This is a genomic window from Hydrogenophaga sp. (assembly GCF_030373225.1).
GTDB lineage: Bacteria > Pseudomonadota > Gammaproteobacteria > Burkholderiales > Burkholderiaceae_C > Hydrogenophaga.
Window position 1 is genome coordinate 1 of record NZ_JAUCZG010000012.1, and the last position, 18,625, is coordinate 18,625.

Consider the following 18,625-nt stretch of genomic DNA (forward strand, 5'->3'; position numbering starts at 1 on the left):
AGGCCCAGCCCCCTCGGGGGGCAGCGGACCTCGCGCAGCGGGGGAGCGTGGGGGCTTCCGGATCCGGCTCCGGGCCGCCCCAAGCCGGATCAGCCCCCTCGGGGGGCAGCGGACCTCGCGAAGCGGGGGAGCGTGGGGGCACGCAGATCCGGCGCCGGGCCGCCCCAAGCCGGATCAGCCCCCTCGGGGGGCAGCGGACCTCGCGAAGCGGGGCAGCGTGGGGGCCCTACTTCCGGTCCGGCAATTCGATCTTGACTTCCAGCACATCCAGGTTGTCCTGGCGGTCGAGCTGGACCTTGATGTCGTCCGGGTTGATCTTGATGTATTTGCTGATCACGGCGACCAGTTCACGCTGCAGCGCGGGCAGGTAGTCGGGTTCGGAGGCGCTTCGGCCGCTGCGTTCGTGGGCCAGGATGATCTGCAGCCGCTCCTTGGCCACGCTGGCGGTTTTTTTCTTCTCGCCGAGCAGAAAGGAAAAGATCGACATGCGTCACTTCCCCCCGAACAGGCGTTTGAAAAAACCGGCCTTCTCGGCCTCGATGAAACGCAGCGGCTTGTCTGCGCCCAGAAAGCGGTCGATCACATCGCTGTAGGCCTCGGCCACATCGGTGCCCTTGAGGTGGATCGCGGGCGTGCCCTGGTTGGACGCGGTCAGCACGTTTTCGCTTTCGGGGATCACGCCGATGAGCTTGATGCGCAGGATGTCCTGGATGTCCTCGAGCGAGAGCATCTGCCCGTCAGCCACGCGCGTGGGGTTGTAGCGCGTGATCAGCAGGTGTTCCTTGATGGGTTCCTTGCCTTCGATGGCGCGCTGCGTCTTGCTGCCCAGCATGCCCAGGATGCGGTCGGAATCGCGCACGCTGGAGACCTCGGGGTTGGTCACGATCAATGCTTCGTCGGCGTAGTGCATGGCCATGAGCGCACCGGTCTCGATGCCGGCGGGCGAATCGCACACGATGTACTCGAAGCCCATGGCAGCGAGGTCGTTGAGCACCTTGTGCACGCCTTCCTGGCTGAGCGCGTCCTTGTCCCGCGTCTGGCTGGCGGCCAGCACGAACAGGTTGTCGCACTGCTTGTCCTTGATCAGCGCCTGATTCAGGTTGGCTTCACCCTGGATCACATTGATCAGGTCATACACCACGCGCCGCTCGCACCCCATGATCAGGTCGAGGTTGCGCAGGCCGACGTCGAAGTCGATGACGGCGGTCTTGTGACCGCGCATGGCAAGGCCGGAGGCAAAGCTGGCGCTGGTGGTGGTCTTGCCCACACCGCCCTTGCCGGAGGTGACGACAACGATTTTGGTCATGGTGAAGGTCCTTCTGTTCGAAAAATGGGGGGTGTCAAACGCCGAGGGCGTCGATCACCAGCTTGTCGCCGTCGGGCCCGGGCAGCAGACGCACCTGGGCCGGCTTGCCCTGGATGGTGTCGGGCAAGGGCACTTCGCTGGTGCGGTAGATGCCGGCGATCGAGATCAGCTCGGGTGCCATGCCCAGGGCAAAGATGCGTGCATCGGTGTTGCCACGGGCGCCGGCGATGGCCTTGCCGCGCAGCGGTGCGTACACATGGATGTGGCCGTCGGCAATCACCTCGGCACCCGGGTTGACCATGGCCATCATCACCAGATCGCGCCCGCGGGCATACACCTGCTGGCCCGAGCGCAGGGGTTTGTCGATGACCAGCGCGCCGGGCGCGAACGCCGGGGTAGCGGGCGCTGCGGCGGCCACCGGCTCGGGCGGCACGACCATGTCGGTCGGCATCACGGACGGTGGTGCGCGCTGCACCGATGCGTCGGGTGTGTTGGTCAGACCGGCGGCCAGGGCCAGCCGGGTCTGTTCGATGGTGCCGCCGCGCACCGCCAGCGGCACCAGCCGGTACTGGCGCAACAAGGCCTGCAAGGCACCGAAATCGGGCAAGGCCTGGGCCTCGGCCACGTTCAGGGGGTGCAGGTCGATGACCAGTGGATCGTGGTCGAAAAAGTCAGGAATGTCGCCAAAGCGCTGGGCCAGTTCGAGTGCCAGGCGATCGAGGTCGGACGACTTGAGCATGAGCGCCACCAGGGGCAGGTGGGCGCTTTTGATTTCAAAGGTGGTGGGCGCGTTTCCTGCGAGGGCAACAGACATGGGCGGAACAGGCTCACAAAAAAGGCCGCCGGCCCGCGCGTCGCAAAGCGCCGGGGGTCGGTCATGAAGCGGCGCAGTTTAACAGCCGGGCTGCACGGCGCCGGCAAGCGCATGTGCCCAGGTGTCAGGGCATGTTTCCGCCGTTCGGACAACAAACCTGTGTATATCTTTTGAACAAGCCAGCACTTATCCACAGGGCGGTTGAAAACCTGGCGGTTATCCTTTTTTCGGCCGACCGGGCCAGGGGTGCTTCACACAGCCTTTGAACGGGGCCAAGTCCTTGATCGGACAAGAGAAAGGGCGCTTGTCCACAGTGGACAGCGCCCTCTACTACTACTGCTATCTTGTATTAAAGGAATCTATAAGAACAAGCGCAGAGAAGTCCCCCGGCTTGGGAGCCGGTCAGATCGTGCTGCCCATGCGGTGGTGTCCGCCGCCGTGGTGGTGGTTTTTGCCGTGACCTTTCATGCCGGCGCGCTGGTAACCCTGCATCTGCCTGGCATCGAACACCTTTTGCTGTTCGGCATTGAGTGCGGCGTAAAAACTCTTGATCGCGTCGTGGCGCTGGCCCATGCGGGCATCACGTTCGGCCTTCATGGCCGCCATCTTGTCGAGCCGCTGGGGTGTGGTCAGTGCCGACCAGTCTTCGCGCGGACCCTGACGCGCCGGTCGTGCCTGTGGCTGTGTGCGGGCCACAAAGGCGTTCCAGGCGGGCTCCTGGTCGGCGGTGATCTTCAGTTCGGCCTTCAGGGCCGCCTGACGCTCGGCCATGCGCTGCTGCATGCGGGCCATGCGCTCGGCGCGTTTTGCATCGCGCTGGCCATCCCTGGCGCCTTCCTGCGCTTGCTGGGTGGTGGTGGGTGCTGCGGGAGCCGCCGGGGTGTTCTGGGCGATGGCGGTGGCCGAGAGGCCGGCAAAGGCAGCTGCCAGGGCGGCAGCCATCAGTGCACGTTTGGGAATCGATGTCATGTTCACTCCTTGTGACCGTTGAAGAAAAATCACCACAGCCATGGGAAGCGGCTCTGGAATGGCTTCAGTGTGGTCGGGGGGTGTTTCTGCGCGGTGCGGCCGTTGTGGCGGGCTTGTAAAGTTTTGTTCCGCTTTTCGCGGCCGTTGCCGGCTCGTCGGGCGCATGCGCGAAGTTGTCCAGGATCGGACAGTCCGGGCGGCCATCGCCCGGGCACAGGTGCATCAGGCTGTCGAGCGTTCGCTGCATGGCCTGCAAGGCCTGGATGCGCTGCGCGAGTTCGTCCAGGTGCTTGCGGGTGATGCGTTTGACGGTCGCGCTGCTGCGCTTGCGGTTGTGCCACAGGCTCACCAGCTCCGCGATGGCGTCCAGGCCGAAGCCCATGTCGCGGGCGCGGCGGATGAAGCGCAGCGTGTGGACATCGGCCAGCGTGTACTGGCGGTAGTTGCTGTCGGTGCGCACCACGCCACCGAGCAGCCCCGATGCTTCGTAGTGGCGCAGCATCTTGGGTGAGATGCCGCTGAGCGCTGCGGCCTTGCCGATGTTGATCGGCCAGGCAATCCGCAGTTCGGGTGCTTCGTCCTGCAGGGTGTTCATGGCGCCGGCGGTGATCAGGCGGCCACCTGGTAGCCCTCTTCGCGAATGGCCTCGGCCAGCGCGTCGCGGTCTTGTGTGGTGTCGACTTCGACGCGGTTCTGTGCCCGGTCGATCGTGACCTGTGCCTTGGGGTCGAGTCGTCGGATGGCGATGGTCACGGCCTTCTCGCAGTGACCGCAGGTCATGCCTTGCACGGTGAAGATTTCGCTCATGGGAATTCCTTGATGGATTGGAGAGAGCGCATTGTCATCCTTGACACCATGTGAAGGTCAAGCGCAGACCCTGCTTGACCTTCCCATGGTGGTAAAGCTTATGCTGGCTCGATGAACACGATGACCACCACAGACACTTCCCAACCGCCCGGTCGAATCGACATCGGCATTGGCGGCATGACCTGCGCCTCGTGCGTGCTTCGCGTCGAGAAGGCGTTGAAGAAACAGCCGGGCGTGTCCGAAGCCACGGTGAACCTGGCCACCGAATCGGCCCGGGTGCTGATCGAAGGTGGCGATGCGCCCGCATCGCTGGCCCGCATCAAGCGTGCGGTGCGCGATGCGGGTTACGAGCCGCGCTCGATGGATGCCATCGAAGAGGCCGCCGTGGTTGGTTGGCTCGGCTTGCCACGCGATGTTCTGCCGGTGCTGATCGGCATCGTGCTGTCGGCACCCCTGGTGCTGCCCATGGTGGGAGACCTGTTCGGCGGGCACTGGATGCTGCCGGCGTGGATGCAGTTTGTGCTGGCCACGCCGGTGCAGTTCGTGCTGGGCGCACGCTTCTACCGCGCCGGCTGGCACGCCCTCAAGGCGCGCACCGGCAACATGGAACTGCTGGTCGCGATCGGCACCACGGCGGCCTGGGCGCTGTCCGTCTGGTTGTGGTGGCGTGCCGCTGCGGGCGACATGCCGCACCTGTATTTCGAGGCCTCGGCCGTGGTGATCACACTGGTGCTGCTGGGCAAGTGGCTTGAAGCGCGCGCCAAGCGCCAGACCACCAGCGCGATCCGGGCCTTGCAGTCCTTGCGTCCCGAGCGCGCGCACCTGTTGCCCGATGGCCTTGTGCGCACCGAGATCACCGATGTGGCGGTGGACGAGTTGTTGCCGGGTGACGTGGTGCGCGTGTTGCCGGGTGAGCGGTTCGCAGCCGATGGCACGGTGGTGCAGGGCAGCACGCAGGCCGACGAATCCATGCTCACGGGTGAGGCCATGCCGGTGCCCAAGGAAGTGGGTGACGGTGTGACCGGCGGTTCGCTCAACGGCGAAGGAGCGGTGGAGGTGAAGGTGCGCGCCATCGGTGCGCACAGCGTGCTCGCGCAGATCATTGCGCTGGTGCAGGACGCGCAGGCCGGCAAGGCGCCGGTGCAGCGGCTGGTCGACCAGGTGGCGGCCGTGTTTGTTCCAGTGGTGCTCGTGATTGCGCTGCTCACCATGCTGGGCTGGCTGTGGACCGGCACGCCCATGGAGGAAGCGTTGATCCACGCGGTGGCCGTGCTCGTGATTGCCTGCCCGTGTGCCCTGGGTCTGGCCACACCGGCGGCCATCATGGCGGGCACGGGCGTGGCGGCGAAGCACGGCATCCTGATCAAGGACGCACAGGCGCTGGAGATCGCGCACAAGGTCGACACCGTGGCGTTCGACAAGACCGGCACCCTGACCGAGGGGCATCCGCGCCTGTTGCTGATCGAAGCGGCCCCAGGCGTTGACGAGGTGTCGGTGCTGCAGACGGCGGCGGCCCTGCAGGCACAGAGTGCGCACCCGCTGGCCCGCGCTGTGCTGGATGCTGCCCACGCCCGTTCGCTGGCGGTGGCACCCGATGCGGCGCAGGACGTGCAGGCCGTGTCGGGCCGCGGCAGCCAGGGCACGGTGCAGGGCACCCGCCTGTCGCTGGGCAGTTTGCGCTGGATGGCGCAGCTCGGCATCGATCTGGGGCCACTGGCCGCGCGGGCCCAGGCGCTGCAGCAACAAGGGTCGACCGTGTCGGTGCTGGCCAGCCAGGCTGCCGGCGGCACCGGATGGTCTCCGCTGGCCTTGCTGGCCTTTGGCGACGAACCCAAGGTGGGTGCAGCCGCGGCCATCGCCGAACTGCGCGCGGCCGGCATGCGGCTGTTCATGGTGTCGGGTGACAACCAGGGCGCGGCCCTGGCCATGGCCACGCGCCTGGGTCTGCGCGCGGCCGACGGCGAGGTGATTGCCGAGGTGTTGCCGGGTGACAAGGCGGCGGTGGTCAGCCGCTTGAAGCAGGGCGGCCATGTTGTGGTCATGGTGGGCGATGGTGTGAACGATGCCCCCGCATTGGCGGTGGCCGATGTCGGCATGGCCATGAGCCACAGCCAGGGCGGCAGCTCCGACGTGGCCATGCACGCGGCCGGCATCACGCTGATGCGGGGCGACCCGCTGATGGTGGCGGCCGCGCTCGACATCTCGCGCCGCACCGTGAGCAAGATCCGGCAGAACCTGTTCTGGGCCTTTGCCTACAACGTGGCCGGCATTCCGCTCGCGGCGCTGGGTTTCCTGAGTCCGGTGGTGGCGGGCGCGGCCATGGCGCTGAGCTCGGTCAGCGTGGTGAGCAACGCCTTGCTGCTCAAGCGCTGGAAGCCGCCACAGCGCCGGGCCCCGGGCCCGATGCCTTGACCTGTGTCAAGGCAGGCCGGTGAATGCTGGGAGAAGCTCGGGACCTTGTTGAAGTGCATCCCAGGAGACAACCATGAACCACAGTGCCCTGCGCGTGATCCGTGACGAACACGCGAGCCTGGCCGCGATGCTGAAGTCGATGCTGCAGATGATCCAGCGAGGGCCCGACGCCGATGGCAAGCACGCGCCCGAACAGTACTTCGACGTGCTGCGCGCCATGCTGTTCTACATCGACGAGTTTCCCGAGAAGCTGCACCATCCCAAGGAGTCGGACTTGCTGTTCCCGCGTGTGGCACGTGTGGCGCCGCACGTGATGTCGACCATCGAACGCCTCGAGAGCGACCACATGAGCGGCGAGGTCCGGGTGCGCGGACTGATGCACCTGCTGATGGCCTGGGAGTACCTGGGCGAGAGCCGGCGCGCGGCGTTCGAGGAAGAAGCGCTGCGCTATGTGCAGTTCTACCTGGAGCACATGCGGCTCGAAGAATCGGTGCTCCTGCCGGAGGCCGAGAAGGGCCTGACCGAGGCCGACTGGCACGCACTCAACGTGGCCTTTGCCACCCACCGCGACCCACTTGACGAGAAGGGCGCGCGCGACCCGCAGTTCGACCGCCTGTTCACCCGGATCGTGATGCGGGCACCCGCTCCCGTGGGCCTCGGGGACTGAGGGAGGACTCCCCGCGACGCCGGTGCGGCCTGTGGGTGCTCAGGACCGCGCCAGGGCGTCCAGCCATTCGTCGAACACGCCCAGCAGCCGCGCCACATCGCTCGGGGTCGTGGCGGGTGAGATCAGCATCATGCTGTGGAAGGGCGTGAGCAGCACGCCCCGGTTGAGCATGAAAAGGTGGACGAGGGCCTCGAGCTCGCCTTGCGCCTGATCGCGCACGTCCTGGGCGTTGCGCGGGGTGTGCGCCATGAACTGCAGTTCCATGCGGGCGCCCAGTCGGGTGACGGTCCATGGCCTGCCGGCTGCGTGGATGCGCTCGCGCAGGCCCTGCTCCAGCGCGGCCGCCACAGTCAGCATGTGGCTGTAGCTGGCCTCGGTGTGCAGGTGGTCGAGCGAGGCCTGCAGCGCGGCCAGCGTGAGCGCGTTGCCGGCGAGCGTGGTGCCGATGCCGCTGTGGCCTTCGGGAGCCGCGTTCTTGGACCGCAGCATGCGTTCGGCCACGGCCTGTGTGAAGCCGTACACCGCACACGGCAGGCCGCCCGCCACCGCCTTGCCGACGACCATGAAGTCGGGGTCCAGCGCATGGGCACGGGCGTAGCCGCCGCGCGCGGTGGAGATGGTGTGGGTTTCGTCGCAGACGAAGAGCGCACCGTGCTCGCGGCACAGCGCGCGGGCCACCGCCCAGAAACCGGGCTCTGGCGGGACCAGGCCGAAGTTGGTGAGCGCGGGCTCGGCCAGCAGGCAGGCCACGTCGCCCTGCTTCAACGCCGTTTCCAGTGCATCCAGGTCGTTGAACGGCACCACGCGGGTGAAGGCGGCGTGGTTGTGCACCTGCCCCAGCACCGACGGACGTGCCAGCGTGGCGCCGCTGGACGGGTCCCTGTCGACCAGCGTGTCGTCGACCGCGCCGTGGTAGCAGCCGTCGAACACCAGCAGCTGGCTGCGGCCGGTGATGGCGCGCGCCCAGCGCAGCACGAAACGGTTGGCGTCGCTGGCCGACAAGGCCATCTGCCACATGGGCAGGCCGAAGGTGTTGGCGAGCGCTTCACCCACGTCGGCAGCGTTGGTGGCCGGCAGCATGCAGGTCAGTCCCCGAGCCGCCTGCGCGGCGATGGCCCGCGCCAGCGGCGGCGGGCTGTGGCCGAACATGGCGCCGGTGTCGCCAAGGCAGAAGTCGCTGTGGTGCAGGCCGTCGGCACAGGTCAGCGTGGCACCCTGCGCCTGTGCCACGAACAGGGTGGCCGGGCTGGGCCAGTCGCGCATCCAGTGCAGGGGCACGCCGAACAGGTAGTGCCGATGGGCGGCGCGTGCCAGCGCCATCGATTGCGGGTGGCTGGCGATGAAGCGTTCGCGCTCCGTGTGCAGCATCGCGCGCAGGGTGTCGGTGGCCAGTGGTTTCATGGCGGGCAGCTTAAGCCGGGCGCGGGGGCCGTGGGCGCCGCGCGCGCATTGGTTGTCTGCGGCGACCGTGAATTGGCACCGACAATGGCAGACCCATGCGCGCCACCCCCTCCCCCGCAGCGAACACCGCCGACCTCGCGTCCTGCATCCGCCTGGCGCTGGCGCTGTCGCTGGGCGCGGCCGTCTCGCTGGGCATCACGCGCTTTGCCTATGGCCTGCTGCTGCCGCCGATGCGCGACGACCTCGGCTGGAGCTACACCCTGGCCGGTGCCATGAACACCTTCAACGCGGTGGGTTACCTCATCGGTGCGCTCGCCACGCCCTGGCTCATGCGGCGGTTCTCGCCCACCGGGCTGTTGATCGCGGGGTCGCTGGGCGCATCGCTGTTCATGGGTCTGAGCGGGTTTTTCACGGCGCCTGCACCGCTGCTCGTGCAGCGCCTGCTGGCCGGTGTGGCCAGTGCGCTGGTGTTCATCGCCGGCGGGCTGCTGGCGGCGCGGCTGGGTGCGCGACAGCCGCAGCGCAGCGGTTTCCTGCTCGGCATCTACTACGGTGGCACGGGTTTGGGCATCGTGATCTCGGCGCTGGGCGTGCCGCCGGTGCTGGCCGCGGCCGCCGGGCAGCCGCACGGCTGGGCCTGGGCCTGGTGGGCGCTGGCGGCTGTGTGCCTGCTGGCCACGGCGCTGATGGCCTGGCCGGCGCGCGCGCTGGCGAACCAGCCGGCGCCCGTGGCCAGCACGGCCGCCGGCGGACAGCGCGCGTTCCGCCTGCGCGACTTCGCCTTCGCGCTGGCCGGCTACGCCGGCTTCGGCGTGGGCTACATCGGCTACATGACCTTTGTGATCGCGCTGCTGCGCGAGCAGGGCAGCTCCAGCGGCGCCATCACCCTGTTCTATGCCCTGCTCGGCCTGGCGGTGGTGGCGTCCTCGCGCATCTGGGCCGGCCTGCTGGACCGGCACCGCAACGGGCAGGCGCTGGCGCGCCTGAACGCGCTGCTGGGCCTCGCGGCAATCGTGCCGGCGCTCACCCGGGATCCTGTGTGGGTGATCGCCTCGGGCCTGCTGTTTGGTGGCGTGTTTCTGTCGGTGGTGGCGTCCACCACCGCGCTGGTGCGGCACAACCTGCCGCCGGCGCAGTGGGCGGCGGGCATCAGTGCCTTCACCATCGTGTTCGCGGCCGGACAGATCGTCGGGCCCACGGTGGTGGGCTTCATCGCCGACGGGTCCAGTGGCGCGCAGGGGCTGCGCGAAGGGCTGGTGTTTTCGGCGGTGGCGCTGTGGATCGGTGCGGCACTGGCGCTGCGCCAGCGCGCGCTCTGATCCGCTGGGCACAATCCGCCCATGCGTCGATTTTTCATCTGGACGGGGTCCGTGTCGGGGCTGGTGGTGCTGCTCTTGCTGTTGGCCGTGTGGGCCCTGGGCCAGTGGACCGGCAGCGACGGCTTTCGCCAGCGCGTGGAGCGCGAAGCCTCGGCCCGGCTCGGCCTGCCGGTGACGCTGTCGCGCGTGTCGGTGGATCTGTTCCTGCTGCCGTCCGTGGCGCTGGAAGGCCTGACCGTGCAGGCCAGTCCTGCCCTCACCGTGGCCCGTGCGCAGGCGCGCCCGGTGTGGTCGGCGCTGCTGCAGGGCCGGCTGGAGATGGCCACGCTGGTCGTGCGCAAGGCCGTGTTGCCGCAGACCACCCTGGTGCTGCTGGGAGCGCGTGCCCAGGATCCGGCCAGCACACCGGCCGCGCCCGGCCCCGATGACCCCGCCTCCGACCTGCGCTGGCTGCCGCGCCGGGTGGTGCTGGACAACGTGACCTGGATCGGCACGCAGGGCGGCAGCAGCACGGTGCAGGCCGAACTCGCACTCGACGAGGACGGTTGGCCGGCCCGGGCCACGGTGACGGTGCTCCGGGGTGCACTGGAAGGCGCCAGGGCGGTGTTGCAACGCCAGACCGATGCGGCGACCGCCTGGGACCTGAAGGTCGAGGTGGGCGGCGGCACGCTGCAGGGACCGCTGCGGCTGCGCTTGCCCGAGGCTTCGGCCCGGGCGCGCGACCTGACGTTCGAGGGCGCGCTGGAAACCCGGGGCGTGGAGGTGTTCGCGCTGACCGCACCGAGTCGCACGCTCACCGGCCGGCTCGACGCCAGCACCACGCTGTCGGCGCGCATCAACCCGGCGGCGGGCGCCGCCGCGGTGGCGCAGGCGCTGCGCACCCAGACCCGCTTCACGGTCAACAACGCCGTGCTGCAGGGCGTGGACCTGGCCCGCGCGGTGGCCACGGTGGGCCTGTCGCGCGGTGGCAGCACCGGGCTGGACACGCTGGCCGGGCAGGTGCGCACACGCGGGCAGCAGATCGAACTGACGAATCTGGTGGCCAGTTCGGGGGCGCTGGCTGCCACCGGCGCGGTGACGGTGGCACCGTCCGGCGCCCTGTCGGGTCGGGTGCGGGTGGACGTGACGCGCGGTGCGGGCGGGGACGTGGTGGGTGTGCCGCTGGTGGTGGGCGGCACGCTGGACGATCCGAGCCTGAGCCTGAGCCGCTCGGCCCTGCTGGGCGCGGCGATCGGCACCGCGCTCATGCCCGGTGTGGGCACGGGCGCGGGCGCCAACCTCGGCGACCGGCTCGGGGAGGGCCTGAAAGACCTGTTCGGCCAATGAGCACCGGCGTCGGTGGACGCTGGTCAGCCGACCGAATTGGACTCACGTGCCCCGTTCACGAGGGGTATCTTCTGGCTCCACTTCGCCACACTCCACCGAGGATCCACCATGGCCATGGGTCAGTTTGCCTACGCCAGCAACAGCAACCGATTCCTGGGTTGCGCACCGCTGACCGACCAGGCGTTTGCCATCTCCGGCGTGCCCTTCGACGGCGTGGTGACCAACCGCCCCGGCGCGCGTTTCGGTCCGCAGGCCATTCGCTCGGCCAGCCTGATGTTGTGCGACGGCATCCACCCGGTGTTCAACGTCTCGCCGCTGGAGCACCTGGGCGACGCGCTCGACATGCGCCTGCCCAACGCCTCGCCGCTGCCCGAAGTGCGACAGCACATCGAGGCCCAGGCCGCGGCCCTGATGGCCCGGCACCACTGCGTGTTCCTGGGAGGTGACCATTCGGTGACGCTCTCGCTGCTGCGCGCGGCGAAGGCCCGCCACGGCGGCGAGCCGCTGGCGCTCGTCCATTTCGACGCCCACTGCGACACCTGGAGCGACCATTTCGGCGAGCCCTCGGGCCACGGCACCTGGACCTTCGAGGCGCTGCAGCAAGGCCTGGTGAGCGCGACCCACACGGTGCAGATCGGCATCCGCTCCAGCGGCGAGCGCGCCGCGCGCGAGTACGTGGCCGACCAGGGTGGGCAGATCTTCACCGCACGCGCCCTGCGCGGGCTTGACGGCGCCGGGCTGCAGCCTGTCATCGACGCGATCCGTGCGCGCATCGGCGAGCGGCCGGTGTACCTCACGCTGGACATCGACTGCCTGGACCCCGCGTTTGCCCCCGGCACCGGCACACCCGAGCCCGGCGGCATGACAAGTTCGCAGGTGCTGACCCTGCTGGAGGAACTCGCCCCCTTGAACTGGGTGGGCATGGACTGCGTGGAAGTGGCCCCGGCCTACGACCACGCAGAGCTCACCAGCAACGCAGCGGCCACTTTCGTGTGGACCTACCTGAGTGGTCAGGTCGCCAAACACGAGGGAGCCTGAACATGGCCTCGTTGATCGGTTCCGACACCCAGCTCAACCAGAAGAGTTATTACGAGGCCAGCGTGCAGCGCCCGCCCGCCTGCGCCGCCTTGCGCGAGTCGCTGAGCGTGGACGTGGTGGTGGTGGGCGCGGGTTTCAGCGGGCTGAGCGCCGCGCTCGAACTCGCGCAGCGTGGCCTGAGCGTGGTGCTGCTGGAGGCCGAGCGCATCGGCAGCGGCGCCAGCGGGCGCAACGGTGGCCAGGCCATCGTGGGGTTTGCCAGCGGCCAGGGGCCTTTTGAAGACCAGCTGGGCGCCGCCGATGCCCGGCGCGCCTGGGACATGTCGCTGCAGGCGATCGACCTGATCGACGCGCGCATCGCTGGGCACGGCATCGAATGCGACCGGGTGCATGGCTATGTGTACGTGGCCGACTCGGCGCGCAAGCAGCGAGCGCTGATCGAGGAAGTGGACGGTCTGCGGCAGCGCGGCATCGAGGTGGACTGGGCCGAAGGCGCCGACCTGCCGCGCCTGATCGGCAGTCCGCGCTACGTGGCCGCCGCGCGCGAGCAGCGCTCGGGCCACCTGCACCCGCTGAAATACGCACTGGGGCTGGCGCGCGCGGCACAGGCCGCCGGCGTTCGCATCTTCGAACACTCACCGGTGACCGACCTGCAGCGCGGCGCCGCGCTCGTGGCGCGCACCGCGCAAGGGCAGGTGAGGGCGCGCTTCGCCGTGCTGGCCGGCAACTGCATGCTCCCCGAATACGGCCCGGCGGTCGCGCCCGAAATCGCGCCGCGCATCATGCCGGTGGGCACCTACATCGTTGGCACGGCGCCGCTCGATCCCGAGCTCTGTGCGCGCCTGATTCCGGGCAACGCAGCCGTGTGCGACAACAACTTCGTGCTCGACTATTTCCGTTTCAGCGCCGATCACCGCATGCTGTTTGGCGGCCGGGTGAGCTACACCACGCGCACGCCGGCCAGGCTGTCGGCCGTGATGGCGCACCGCATGGGCGAGGTGTTCCCGGCGCTGGCGCAGGCGCCGGTCGAGTTCGTCTGGGGCGGGTTTGTCGACATCAGCATGAACCGGGCGCCCGATTTCGGGCGGCTGGGTGACAACGTGTACTACCTGCAGGGCTTCAGCGGCCACGGCGTGGCGCTCACGGGCCTGGCGGGCCAGCTGGTGGCCGAAGCGGTGGCCGGGCAGGCCGGGCGCTTCGACGTGTTCGCCCGGCTGCAGCATCGCCGGTTTCCCGGCGGGTCGCTGCTGCGCACGCCCAGCCTGGCGCTGGGCATGCTCTGGCACCGCCTGCGCGACGCGCTCTGAGCCAGCGAACCGGCCGCTCGCGGGTCAGCGCGGCTCGTCGGGCTCACGCGGCTCGCCGCGCTCGTTGACGGTGATGCGGTTGCCGGGCGCAGCAGCGGTCTGAACGCGGTGCTCGGTGCCGCGGAATTGGTAGGTCACATCCCAGTACGCAGGTTGTGCGCCGCCGGGCACCGCCTCGCAGCGCTGCACGTCCTGCGTCGTGGGTTTGCCGTCGCGACCGAACTGGGCGCCGATCGCGCCCCCGGCCACCACGCCACCCACGGTGGCAACGTCCTGGCCGGTGCCGTTGCCGACCTGGTGACCCAGGATGCCGCCGAGCAGGGCGCCCACCACGGCGGCCGGGATGTTCGCACCGCCGCGCTCGGCCGGCACCTGCGTGCTCTCGACCCAGCAGCGCTGGCCGGAAGTGGCCAGCACGGCGCGCGACGAGCTGATCTCTGCCTCATACAGGCGCTCGCCGTTGCGGCGGCGTCCGTCGTAGGCCAGCATCGGGGCGGGCGCATAGCGGTCGTCGGCCACACGGGCGCTGCGCGCCACGGCGCGCACCGAGGAGACCTCGTCGTTCAGGCCCATGGCGGCCAGCGAGGGGTATGGCCCCGGCTTGAGCACCATGCACTGGCCCCTGTAGCGGTTGTTGTCGCAGACCTCCCAGCGCTCGCCCGACACCACGGCCGACTGGGCGCGCTCGTTGAAGCCGGTGCGGCGCAGGTTGGGCACCTGTCCGGAGGCGGTGTAGGAGCGACCCTGGAAACGCTCGCCCTCGAAGAAGGTGATGCTCACGGCGGCCGGCGCGGTGCCGGGCAGCGGCGCGTAGCGGTTCTCGCTCACGCGTTCGTCGGCGGCCAGCACGCGCGCCGAGGAAATGCCGTCTTCGATGCCGAGCTGCGACAGGGCGGTGTAGCGTCTCGGGCGCAACACCGTGCAGCGTCCCCGGAAGCTGTCGTCCTCGCACACCTCCAGGCGGTTGCCCACCACCACGATCGAGGACGCGCGATTGTCGAAGTTGTAGCGCTTGAGACTGGGCACCTGGTTGGTCATGCGCAGCGACTGTCCGGCGAAGTTGTCGTTGGCAAAGAGCGTGGCCTGGGCGGCCGCCTGCGTGCTCAGCGCCAGCGTGGAAGTGGTCAGCAAAAGGCCGAAAAAGTGTTTCATGTCAACGTCTCCTGTGGGGGTGACGCCGACATTGAGCGCAGCCCGCCGCAGGGTCTGTGCGTTGCCGCACAAGGCCGTGGCGCGAAACCTGCGGCGAGCAGGGTCTTTACCCGACAGACACGGAATGCGTGATGTCCGTCCGCCCGTCAGGCCCTCAGGGCCTGCCCCACCAGGCCGGCCAGCACCGGCCCGCAACGCGCGATGTCGGCCAGCGGTGCATAGCCGTAGCCGATCACCAGGCCCTTGAGGTCCTGGCGTTGCAGGCAGTAGGCCGAGAGCGGGCGCACGGTGAGGCCCTGCTGGGCGATGCGCTGGGCCAGCGCCCGGTCGTCGATGTCGCCGGGCAGCCGCAGGCACAGGTGCAGGCCCTGTTCGGCGCCGCTGATGTACGGGCCGCCAGGCGTGAGCACGGGTTTGAGTGCGCCCAGAAGGCACTGGCGGCGCTCGGCGTAGTTCTGCCGCGCGCGGCGCAAGGCGCTGGAGAAGTGGCCCATCTCGATGAACTCGGCGAGCGCGGCCTGCACCGGCATCTGGCCCGGGCGGTTGAGGTCGTAGTGGGCCTGCTTGAACGCCGCCACCAGCGGTTTGGGCACCACCAGGTAGCCCAGCTTCAGGCCGGGGTAGAGCACCTTGGAGAAGGTGCCCATGTAGAGCACGCGGCCGTCGGTGTCCAGGCCCTCCAGGCTGGAGATGGGTGGACCGCTGAAACGGTATTCGCTGTCGTAGTCGTCTTCCAGCACCCAGGCGTCGTGCGCGCGCGCCGTGGCCAGCAGCTGGTGGCGCCGCGGCAGCGTCATCACCGCGCCGGTGGGGTACTGGTGGGAGGGTGTCACATAAATCAGGCGTGGCGGGTGGGTGCTGTCGCCCGCACTCGGGCTGATGCCCTGCTCGTCCACCGGCACCGGGTGAATGGCCAGGCCCGTGGCCATGAAGGCCTTGACCGCGCCCCAGTAGGCCGGGTCCTCCACCCACACCGTGTCGCCGTGGTCGGCCAGCAGGCGCGCGCAGAGTTCGAGCGACTGCTGCGTGCCGCTGGTGATCACCACCTGGTCGGCCTCGAGGTGCACGCTGCGGAACACGCGCAGGTAGTCGGCGACAGCGCGGCGCAGCGGCGCGTAGCCGCCCGAGGTGTTGTAGTCCAGCATGTCCGGGTAGGTCATGCGCCAGTGCTTGTTTTGCAGCCGCTGCCACAGCGCGACGGGGAAGGCGCTGAAGTCGACCATGCCGGGTGTGAAGGGCTGCACCTCGAGCTCGGTGGCGCAGAAGGTGGTGGACAGCGCAATGCCCCGCGCGGACAGCCGCCCGGCCTGCAAGGTGGCGGGCTGGCCACCGCTGCGGGCACCCCGGCCGGGCGCGGCGCGCGGCACGTTGTCGTTCACATAGGTGCCGCTGCCCACGCGGCTGGCCAGATAGCCTTCGACACTGAGCTGGTTGATCGCCGCCACCACCGTGTTGCGGGAGAGCTGGAGGTCCTCGGCCAGGTCGCGGCTGGAAGGCAGGCGCTCGCCCGCGCCGAGCTTGCCGTCGAGCATGGCGCGGCGCAGCGCCTCGTACAGCTGGCGGTGCAGCGGCAGCGCGTCCTGGGTGCCCAGGCGGTTCATTTCGGCGAGCAGGAATTCGGACAGCATCTAAAGGATTCCAATTCAGAAGGCGGAGCGACGTGCCCCTTCCAGACACACCGCGGAACTGGCTCTGCCAGGCCGCAGGTGTGGTCCCCCCAGCAGGGGGAAGCCGCGAAGCGGCGCAGGGGGGCTTTCAAGTGGCACCACGGGGTGGGCTCAACTGGCCCTCAGTGTGAACCAATTGTGTCCTCACAATGGGTCCCATTGCATTGGAGAGAACATGAACAAGCCGCCGAGCATGGTCTGGCTGCCTGCCGACCACCGTCTGATGGGTGACCACGGTCACCAGATGCCCTTCTTGCTGCTGGGCGACAAGTACGCCCGGGCGGTCAAGGTGGGGGCGCAGGCCCAGCCGGTGATGTTCCCCCTGGCCGACACCGACCAGATCAGCGACCTGCTGGCGCTGGTGGACGGCGTGATGCTGACCGGTTCCCCCTCCAACGTGCACCCCTCGCACTTCGCCGAGGACGTGGCGGACCCGAGCCTGCCACTGGATGCCGATCGCGACCTGCTCACCCTCGCCCTGGTGAAGGCCTGCGTGCGCGAGGGCGTGCCGCTGCTGGGCATCTGCCGCGGCTTCCAGGAAATCAACGTGGCCCTGGGCGGCACGCTGCACCAGCGCGTGCAGGAGGTGCCCGGCCTGATGGACCACCGCGAACCCAAGACGGCGCCACCCGACGAACAGTACGCGCCGAGCCACAGCGTGCGCTTCGCCCCCGGCAGCGTGTTCGAGCAGTGGGCCGGCGGCCCCGAGACCCAGGTCAATTCGCTGCACGGCCAGGGCATCAACCGACTGGCCGAGGGCCTGGAGGCACTGGCCCACGCGCCCGACGGCGTGGTCGAAGCGTTCGGCGTGCGCGGCGCGCGCACCTTTGCCTACGCCGTGCAGTTCCACCCCGAATGGCGTTGCTGGGAAACGCCGTTCTACGCCGCCATCTTTGAAGCGTTCGGCCGTGCCTGCCGTTCGCGCAACAGCCTGCGCCTGCAGGCCGCCGACCTGTCGCGCAGCCCGGCCAGTTCGAGTGCCTGACATGAACACCGCATCCCGGGCCGGCGGAGCCGGGCCCTTGATGCCCCTGGACATTCTTTGCGACCACAACGGAGACGGCACATGACAGCCACTGACAAGAAAATGACCTTCAACGATCTGGAACGCTGGCTCAACGAGAACCGCGTGACCGAGGTCGAGTGCCTCGTGCCCGACCTGACCGGGGTGGCGCGCGGCAAGATCCTGCCGCGCGAGAAGTTCACCGAGGACCGCGGCATGCGTCTGCCGCAGGCGATCGTGGCGATGGGGGTGACGGGCGAGTTTCCGGCCAGCGGGCCGTACTACGACGTGATCGAGCCGACCGACCGCGACATGCAGTTGCGCCCGGACCCGACCACCGCGCGCATCGTGCCCTGGGCCACCGACCCCACCGCGCAGGTGATCCACGATTGTTTCGATCACGACGGCAAGCTGGTGCCTTTTGCGCCGCGCAGTGTGCTGCGCCACGTGTGCGAGCTGTTCGACGCCGAGGGCCTGAACCCGGTGGTGGCCCCCGAGCTGGAGTTCTACCTGACGGCGCGCAACACCGATCCGAACACGCTGCTCAAGCCGCCGATCGGGCGCAGCGGACGTGCCGAGACCTCGCGCCAGTCCTACAGCATCGACGCGGTCAACGAATTCGACCCGCTGTTCGAGGAGATCTACGACTACTGCGACAAGATGAAGCTCAACGTGGACACGCTGATCCACGAGGCCGGTGCCGGGCAGATGGAAATCAACTTCTTCCATGCCCATCCGCTGGGCCTGGCCGACGAGGTGTTCTTCTTCAAGCGCACGGTGCGCGAGTCGGCGCTGCGCCACGACATGTACGCCACCTTCATGGCCAAGCCGATCGCCGGCGAGCCGGGCTCGGCGATGCACGTCCACCAGAGCATCCTGAGCAAGGCCACCGGCAAGAACATTTTCAGCAACGACGACGGCACGCCTTCCGAATCGTTCTACCACTACATCGGCGGCCTGCAGCGCTACATTCCCGCGGCCATGGTGCTGGTGGCGCCGTACGTCAACAGCTACCGCCGTCTCTCGCGCCACACCGCGGCTCCCATCAACATCGAATGGGGCCACGACAACCGCACGGTGGGCATCCGTTCGCCAATCTCCAGTCCCGAAGCGCGCCGGGTGGAAAACCGGGTGATCGGCGCCGACGCCAACCCCTACGTGGCCATGGCGATGACGCTGGCCTGCGGCTATCTGGGCCTGAAGAACAAGATCAAGCCCAAGCCCGAGATGAAGGGCGACGCCTACCTCTCGCCCTATTCGCTGCCACGCAGCCTGGGCGAGGCGCTCGACTGGCTGCGCCGCGAGACCGACCTGCACGACGTGCTGGGCAAGGAATTCATCACCATCTACACCGAGATCAAGGAGCTCGAATTCGACGAGTTCATGAAGGTGATCTCGCCGTGGGAACGCGAGCATCTGCTGCTGCACGTTTGAACC

Annotated in this window: 17 protein-coding genes; 8 read left to right on the top strand and 9 right to left on the bottom strand. The window is 68.7% G+C overall.

What is annotated here, in order from left to right; genetic code table 11:
• Positions 1–226: 226 nt before the first annotated feature.
• The 6 genes from minE to QUV35_RS08625 form a co-directional block, all read right to left on the bottom strand.
• Entirely contained in the window at positions 227–487 is a 261-nt protein-coding gene (gene minE, locus QUV35_RS08600) for a cell division topological specificity factor MinE (RefSeq protein WP_069048370.1), read from the bottom strand.
• 3 nt (positions 488–490) lie between these two features.
• Positions 491–1,306 (bottom strand): septum site-determining protein MinD, encoded by an 816-nt coding sequence (minD, locus tag QUV35_RS08605; protein ID WP_300872714.1) that lies wholly within the window; start codon positions 1,304–1,306, stop codon positions 491–493.
• A 34-nt stretch (positions 1,307–1,340) separates the two neighbouring features.
• The gene (minC, locus tag QUV35_RS08610) at positions 1,341–2,120 is read right to left on the bottom strand and encodes a septum site-determining protein MinC (protein ID WP_300872716.1); all 780 of its coding nucleotides are present in this window, start codon (positions 2,118–2,120) and stop codon (positions 1,341–1,343) included.
• Between the two features lie 402 nt (positions 2,121–2,522).
• On the bottom strand, positions 2,523–3,089 hold the full coding sequence (locus tag QUV35_RS08615; protein ID WP_300872717.1) for a Spy/CpxP family protein refolding chaperone: 567 nt from the start codon (positions 3,087–3,089) through the stop codon (positions 2,523–2,525).
• Between the two features lie 64 nt (positions 3,090–3,153).
• Positions 3,154–3,684, bottom strand: a complete 531-nt coding sequence (gene cueR, locus QUV35_RS08620) for a Cu(I)-responsive transcriptional regulator (RefSeq protein WP_300872719.1) — start codon at positions 3,682–3,684, stop codon at positions 3,154–3,156.
• A 14-nt stretch (positions 3,685–3,698) separates the two neighbouring features.
• The gene (locus QUV35_RS08625) at positions 3,699–3,896 is read right to left on the bottom strand and encodes a cation transporter (RefSeq protein WP_300872721.1); all 198 of its coding nucleotides are present in this window, start codon (positions 3,894–3,896) and stop codon (positions 3,699–3,701) included.
• 111 nt (positions 3,897–4,007) lie between these two features.
• On the opposite strand from QUV35_RS08625, the gene QUV35_RS08630 reads away from it, so the two are divergent.
• Both QUV35_RS08630 and QUV35_RS08635 read left to right on the top strand, forming a co-directional pair.
• The gene (locus tag QUV35_RS08630; protein WP_300872723.1) at positions 4,008–6,308 is read left to right on the top strand and encodes a cation-translocating P-type ATPase; all 2,301 of its coding nucleotides are present in this window, start codon (positions 4,008–4,010) and stop codon (positions 6,306–6,308) included.
• Between the two features lie 73 nt (positions 6,309–6,381).
• Entirely contained in the window at positions 6,382–6,975 is a 594-nt protein-coding gene (locus QUV35_RS08635; protein WP_300872725.1) for a hemerythrin domain-containing protein, read from the top strand.
• Between the two features lie 39 nt (positions 6,976–7,014).
• On the opposite strand, the gene QUV35_RS08640 is transcribed toward QUV35_RS08635, so the two are convergent.
• Positions 7,015–8,376 carry an aspartate aminotransferase family protein gene (locus QUV35_RS08640; protein WP_300872727.1) on the bottom strand — a complete coding sequence of 454 codons (1,362 nt, stop codon included), beginning with the start codon at positions 8,374–8,376 and terminating at the stop codon, positions 7,015–7,017.
• A gap of 95 nt (positions 8,377–8,471) precedes the next feature.
• On the opposite strand from QUV35_RS08640, the gene QUV35_RS08645 reads away from it, so the two are divergent.
• From QUV35_RS08645 to QUV35_RS08660, 4 genes are all read left to right on the top strand, one after another.
• Positions 8,472–9,695, top strand: a complete 1,224-nt coding sequence (locus QUV35_RS08645) for a YbfB/YjiJ family MFS transporter (protein WP_300872729.1) — start codon at positions 8,472–8,474, stop codon at positions 9,693–9,695.
• Between the two features lie 21 nt (positions 9,696–9,716).
• Positions 9,717–11,021, top strand: coding sequence for a hypothetical protein (locus tag QUV35_RS08650; protein WP_300872731.1), 1,305 nt, complete (start codon positions 9,717–9,719; stop codon positions 11,019–11,021).
• 108 nt (positions 11,022–11,129) lie between these two features.
• Positions 11,130–12,059, top strand: a complete 930-nt coding sequence (gene speB, locus QUV35_RS08655) for an agmatinase (RefSeq protein ID WP_300872733.1) — start codon at positions 11,130–11,132, stop codon at positions 12,057–12,059.
• Between the two features lie 2 nt (positions 12,060–12,061).
• Positions 12,062–13,366, top strand: a complete 1,305-nt coding sequence (locus QUV35_RS08660; RefSeq protein ID WP_300872735.1) for an FAD-binding oxidoreductase — start codon at positions 12,062–12,064, stop codon at positions 13,364–13,366.
• Positions 13,367–13,390: 24 nt separating this feature from the next.
• Here QUV35_RS08660 and QUV35_RS08665 read toward each other — a convergent pair whose 3' ends face one another.
• Together QUV35_RS08665 and QUV35_RS08670 are read right to left on the bottom strand one after the other, a co-directional pair.
• Positions 13,391–14,518 carry a beta/gamma crystallin-related protein gene (locus tag QUV35_RS08665; RefSeq protein ID WP_300872737.1) on the bottom strand — a complete coding sequence of 376 codons (1,128 nt, stop codon included), beginning with the start codon at positions 14,516–14,518 and terminating at the stop codon, positions 13,391–13,393.
• A gap of 146 nt (positions 14,519–14,664) precedes the next feature.
• Positions 14,665–16,146, bottom strand: coding sequence for a PLP-dependent aminotransferase family protein (locus QUV35_RS08670; RefSeq protein ID WP_300872739.1), 1,482 nt, complete (start codon positions 16,144–16,146; stop codon positions 14,665–14,667).
• Positions 16,147–16,360: 214 nt separating this feature from the next.
• On the opposite strand from QUV35_RS08670, the gene QUV35_RS08675 reads away from it, so the two are divergent.
• Both QUV35_RS08675 and QUV35_RS08680 read left to right on the top strand, forming a co-directional pair.
• Entirely contained in the window at positions 16,361–17,170 is an 810-nt protein-coding gene (locus QUV35_RS08675; protein WP_300872741.1) for a gamma-glutamyl-gamma-aminobutyrate hydrolase family protein, read from the top strand.
• An 81-nt stretch (positions 17,171–17,251) separates the two neighbouring features.
• Positions 17,252–18,622, top strand: a complete 1,371-nt coding sequence (locus QUV35_RS08680) for a glutamine synthetase family protein (RefSeq protein WP_300872743.1) — start codon at positions 17,252–17,254, stop codon at positions 18,620–18,622.
• Positions 18,623–18,625 lie beyond the last annotated feature (3 nt).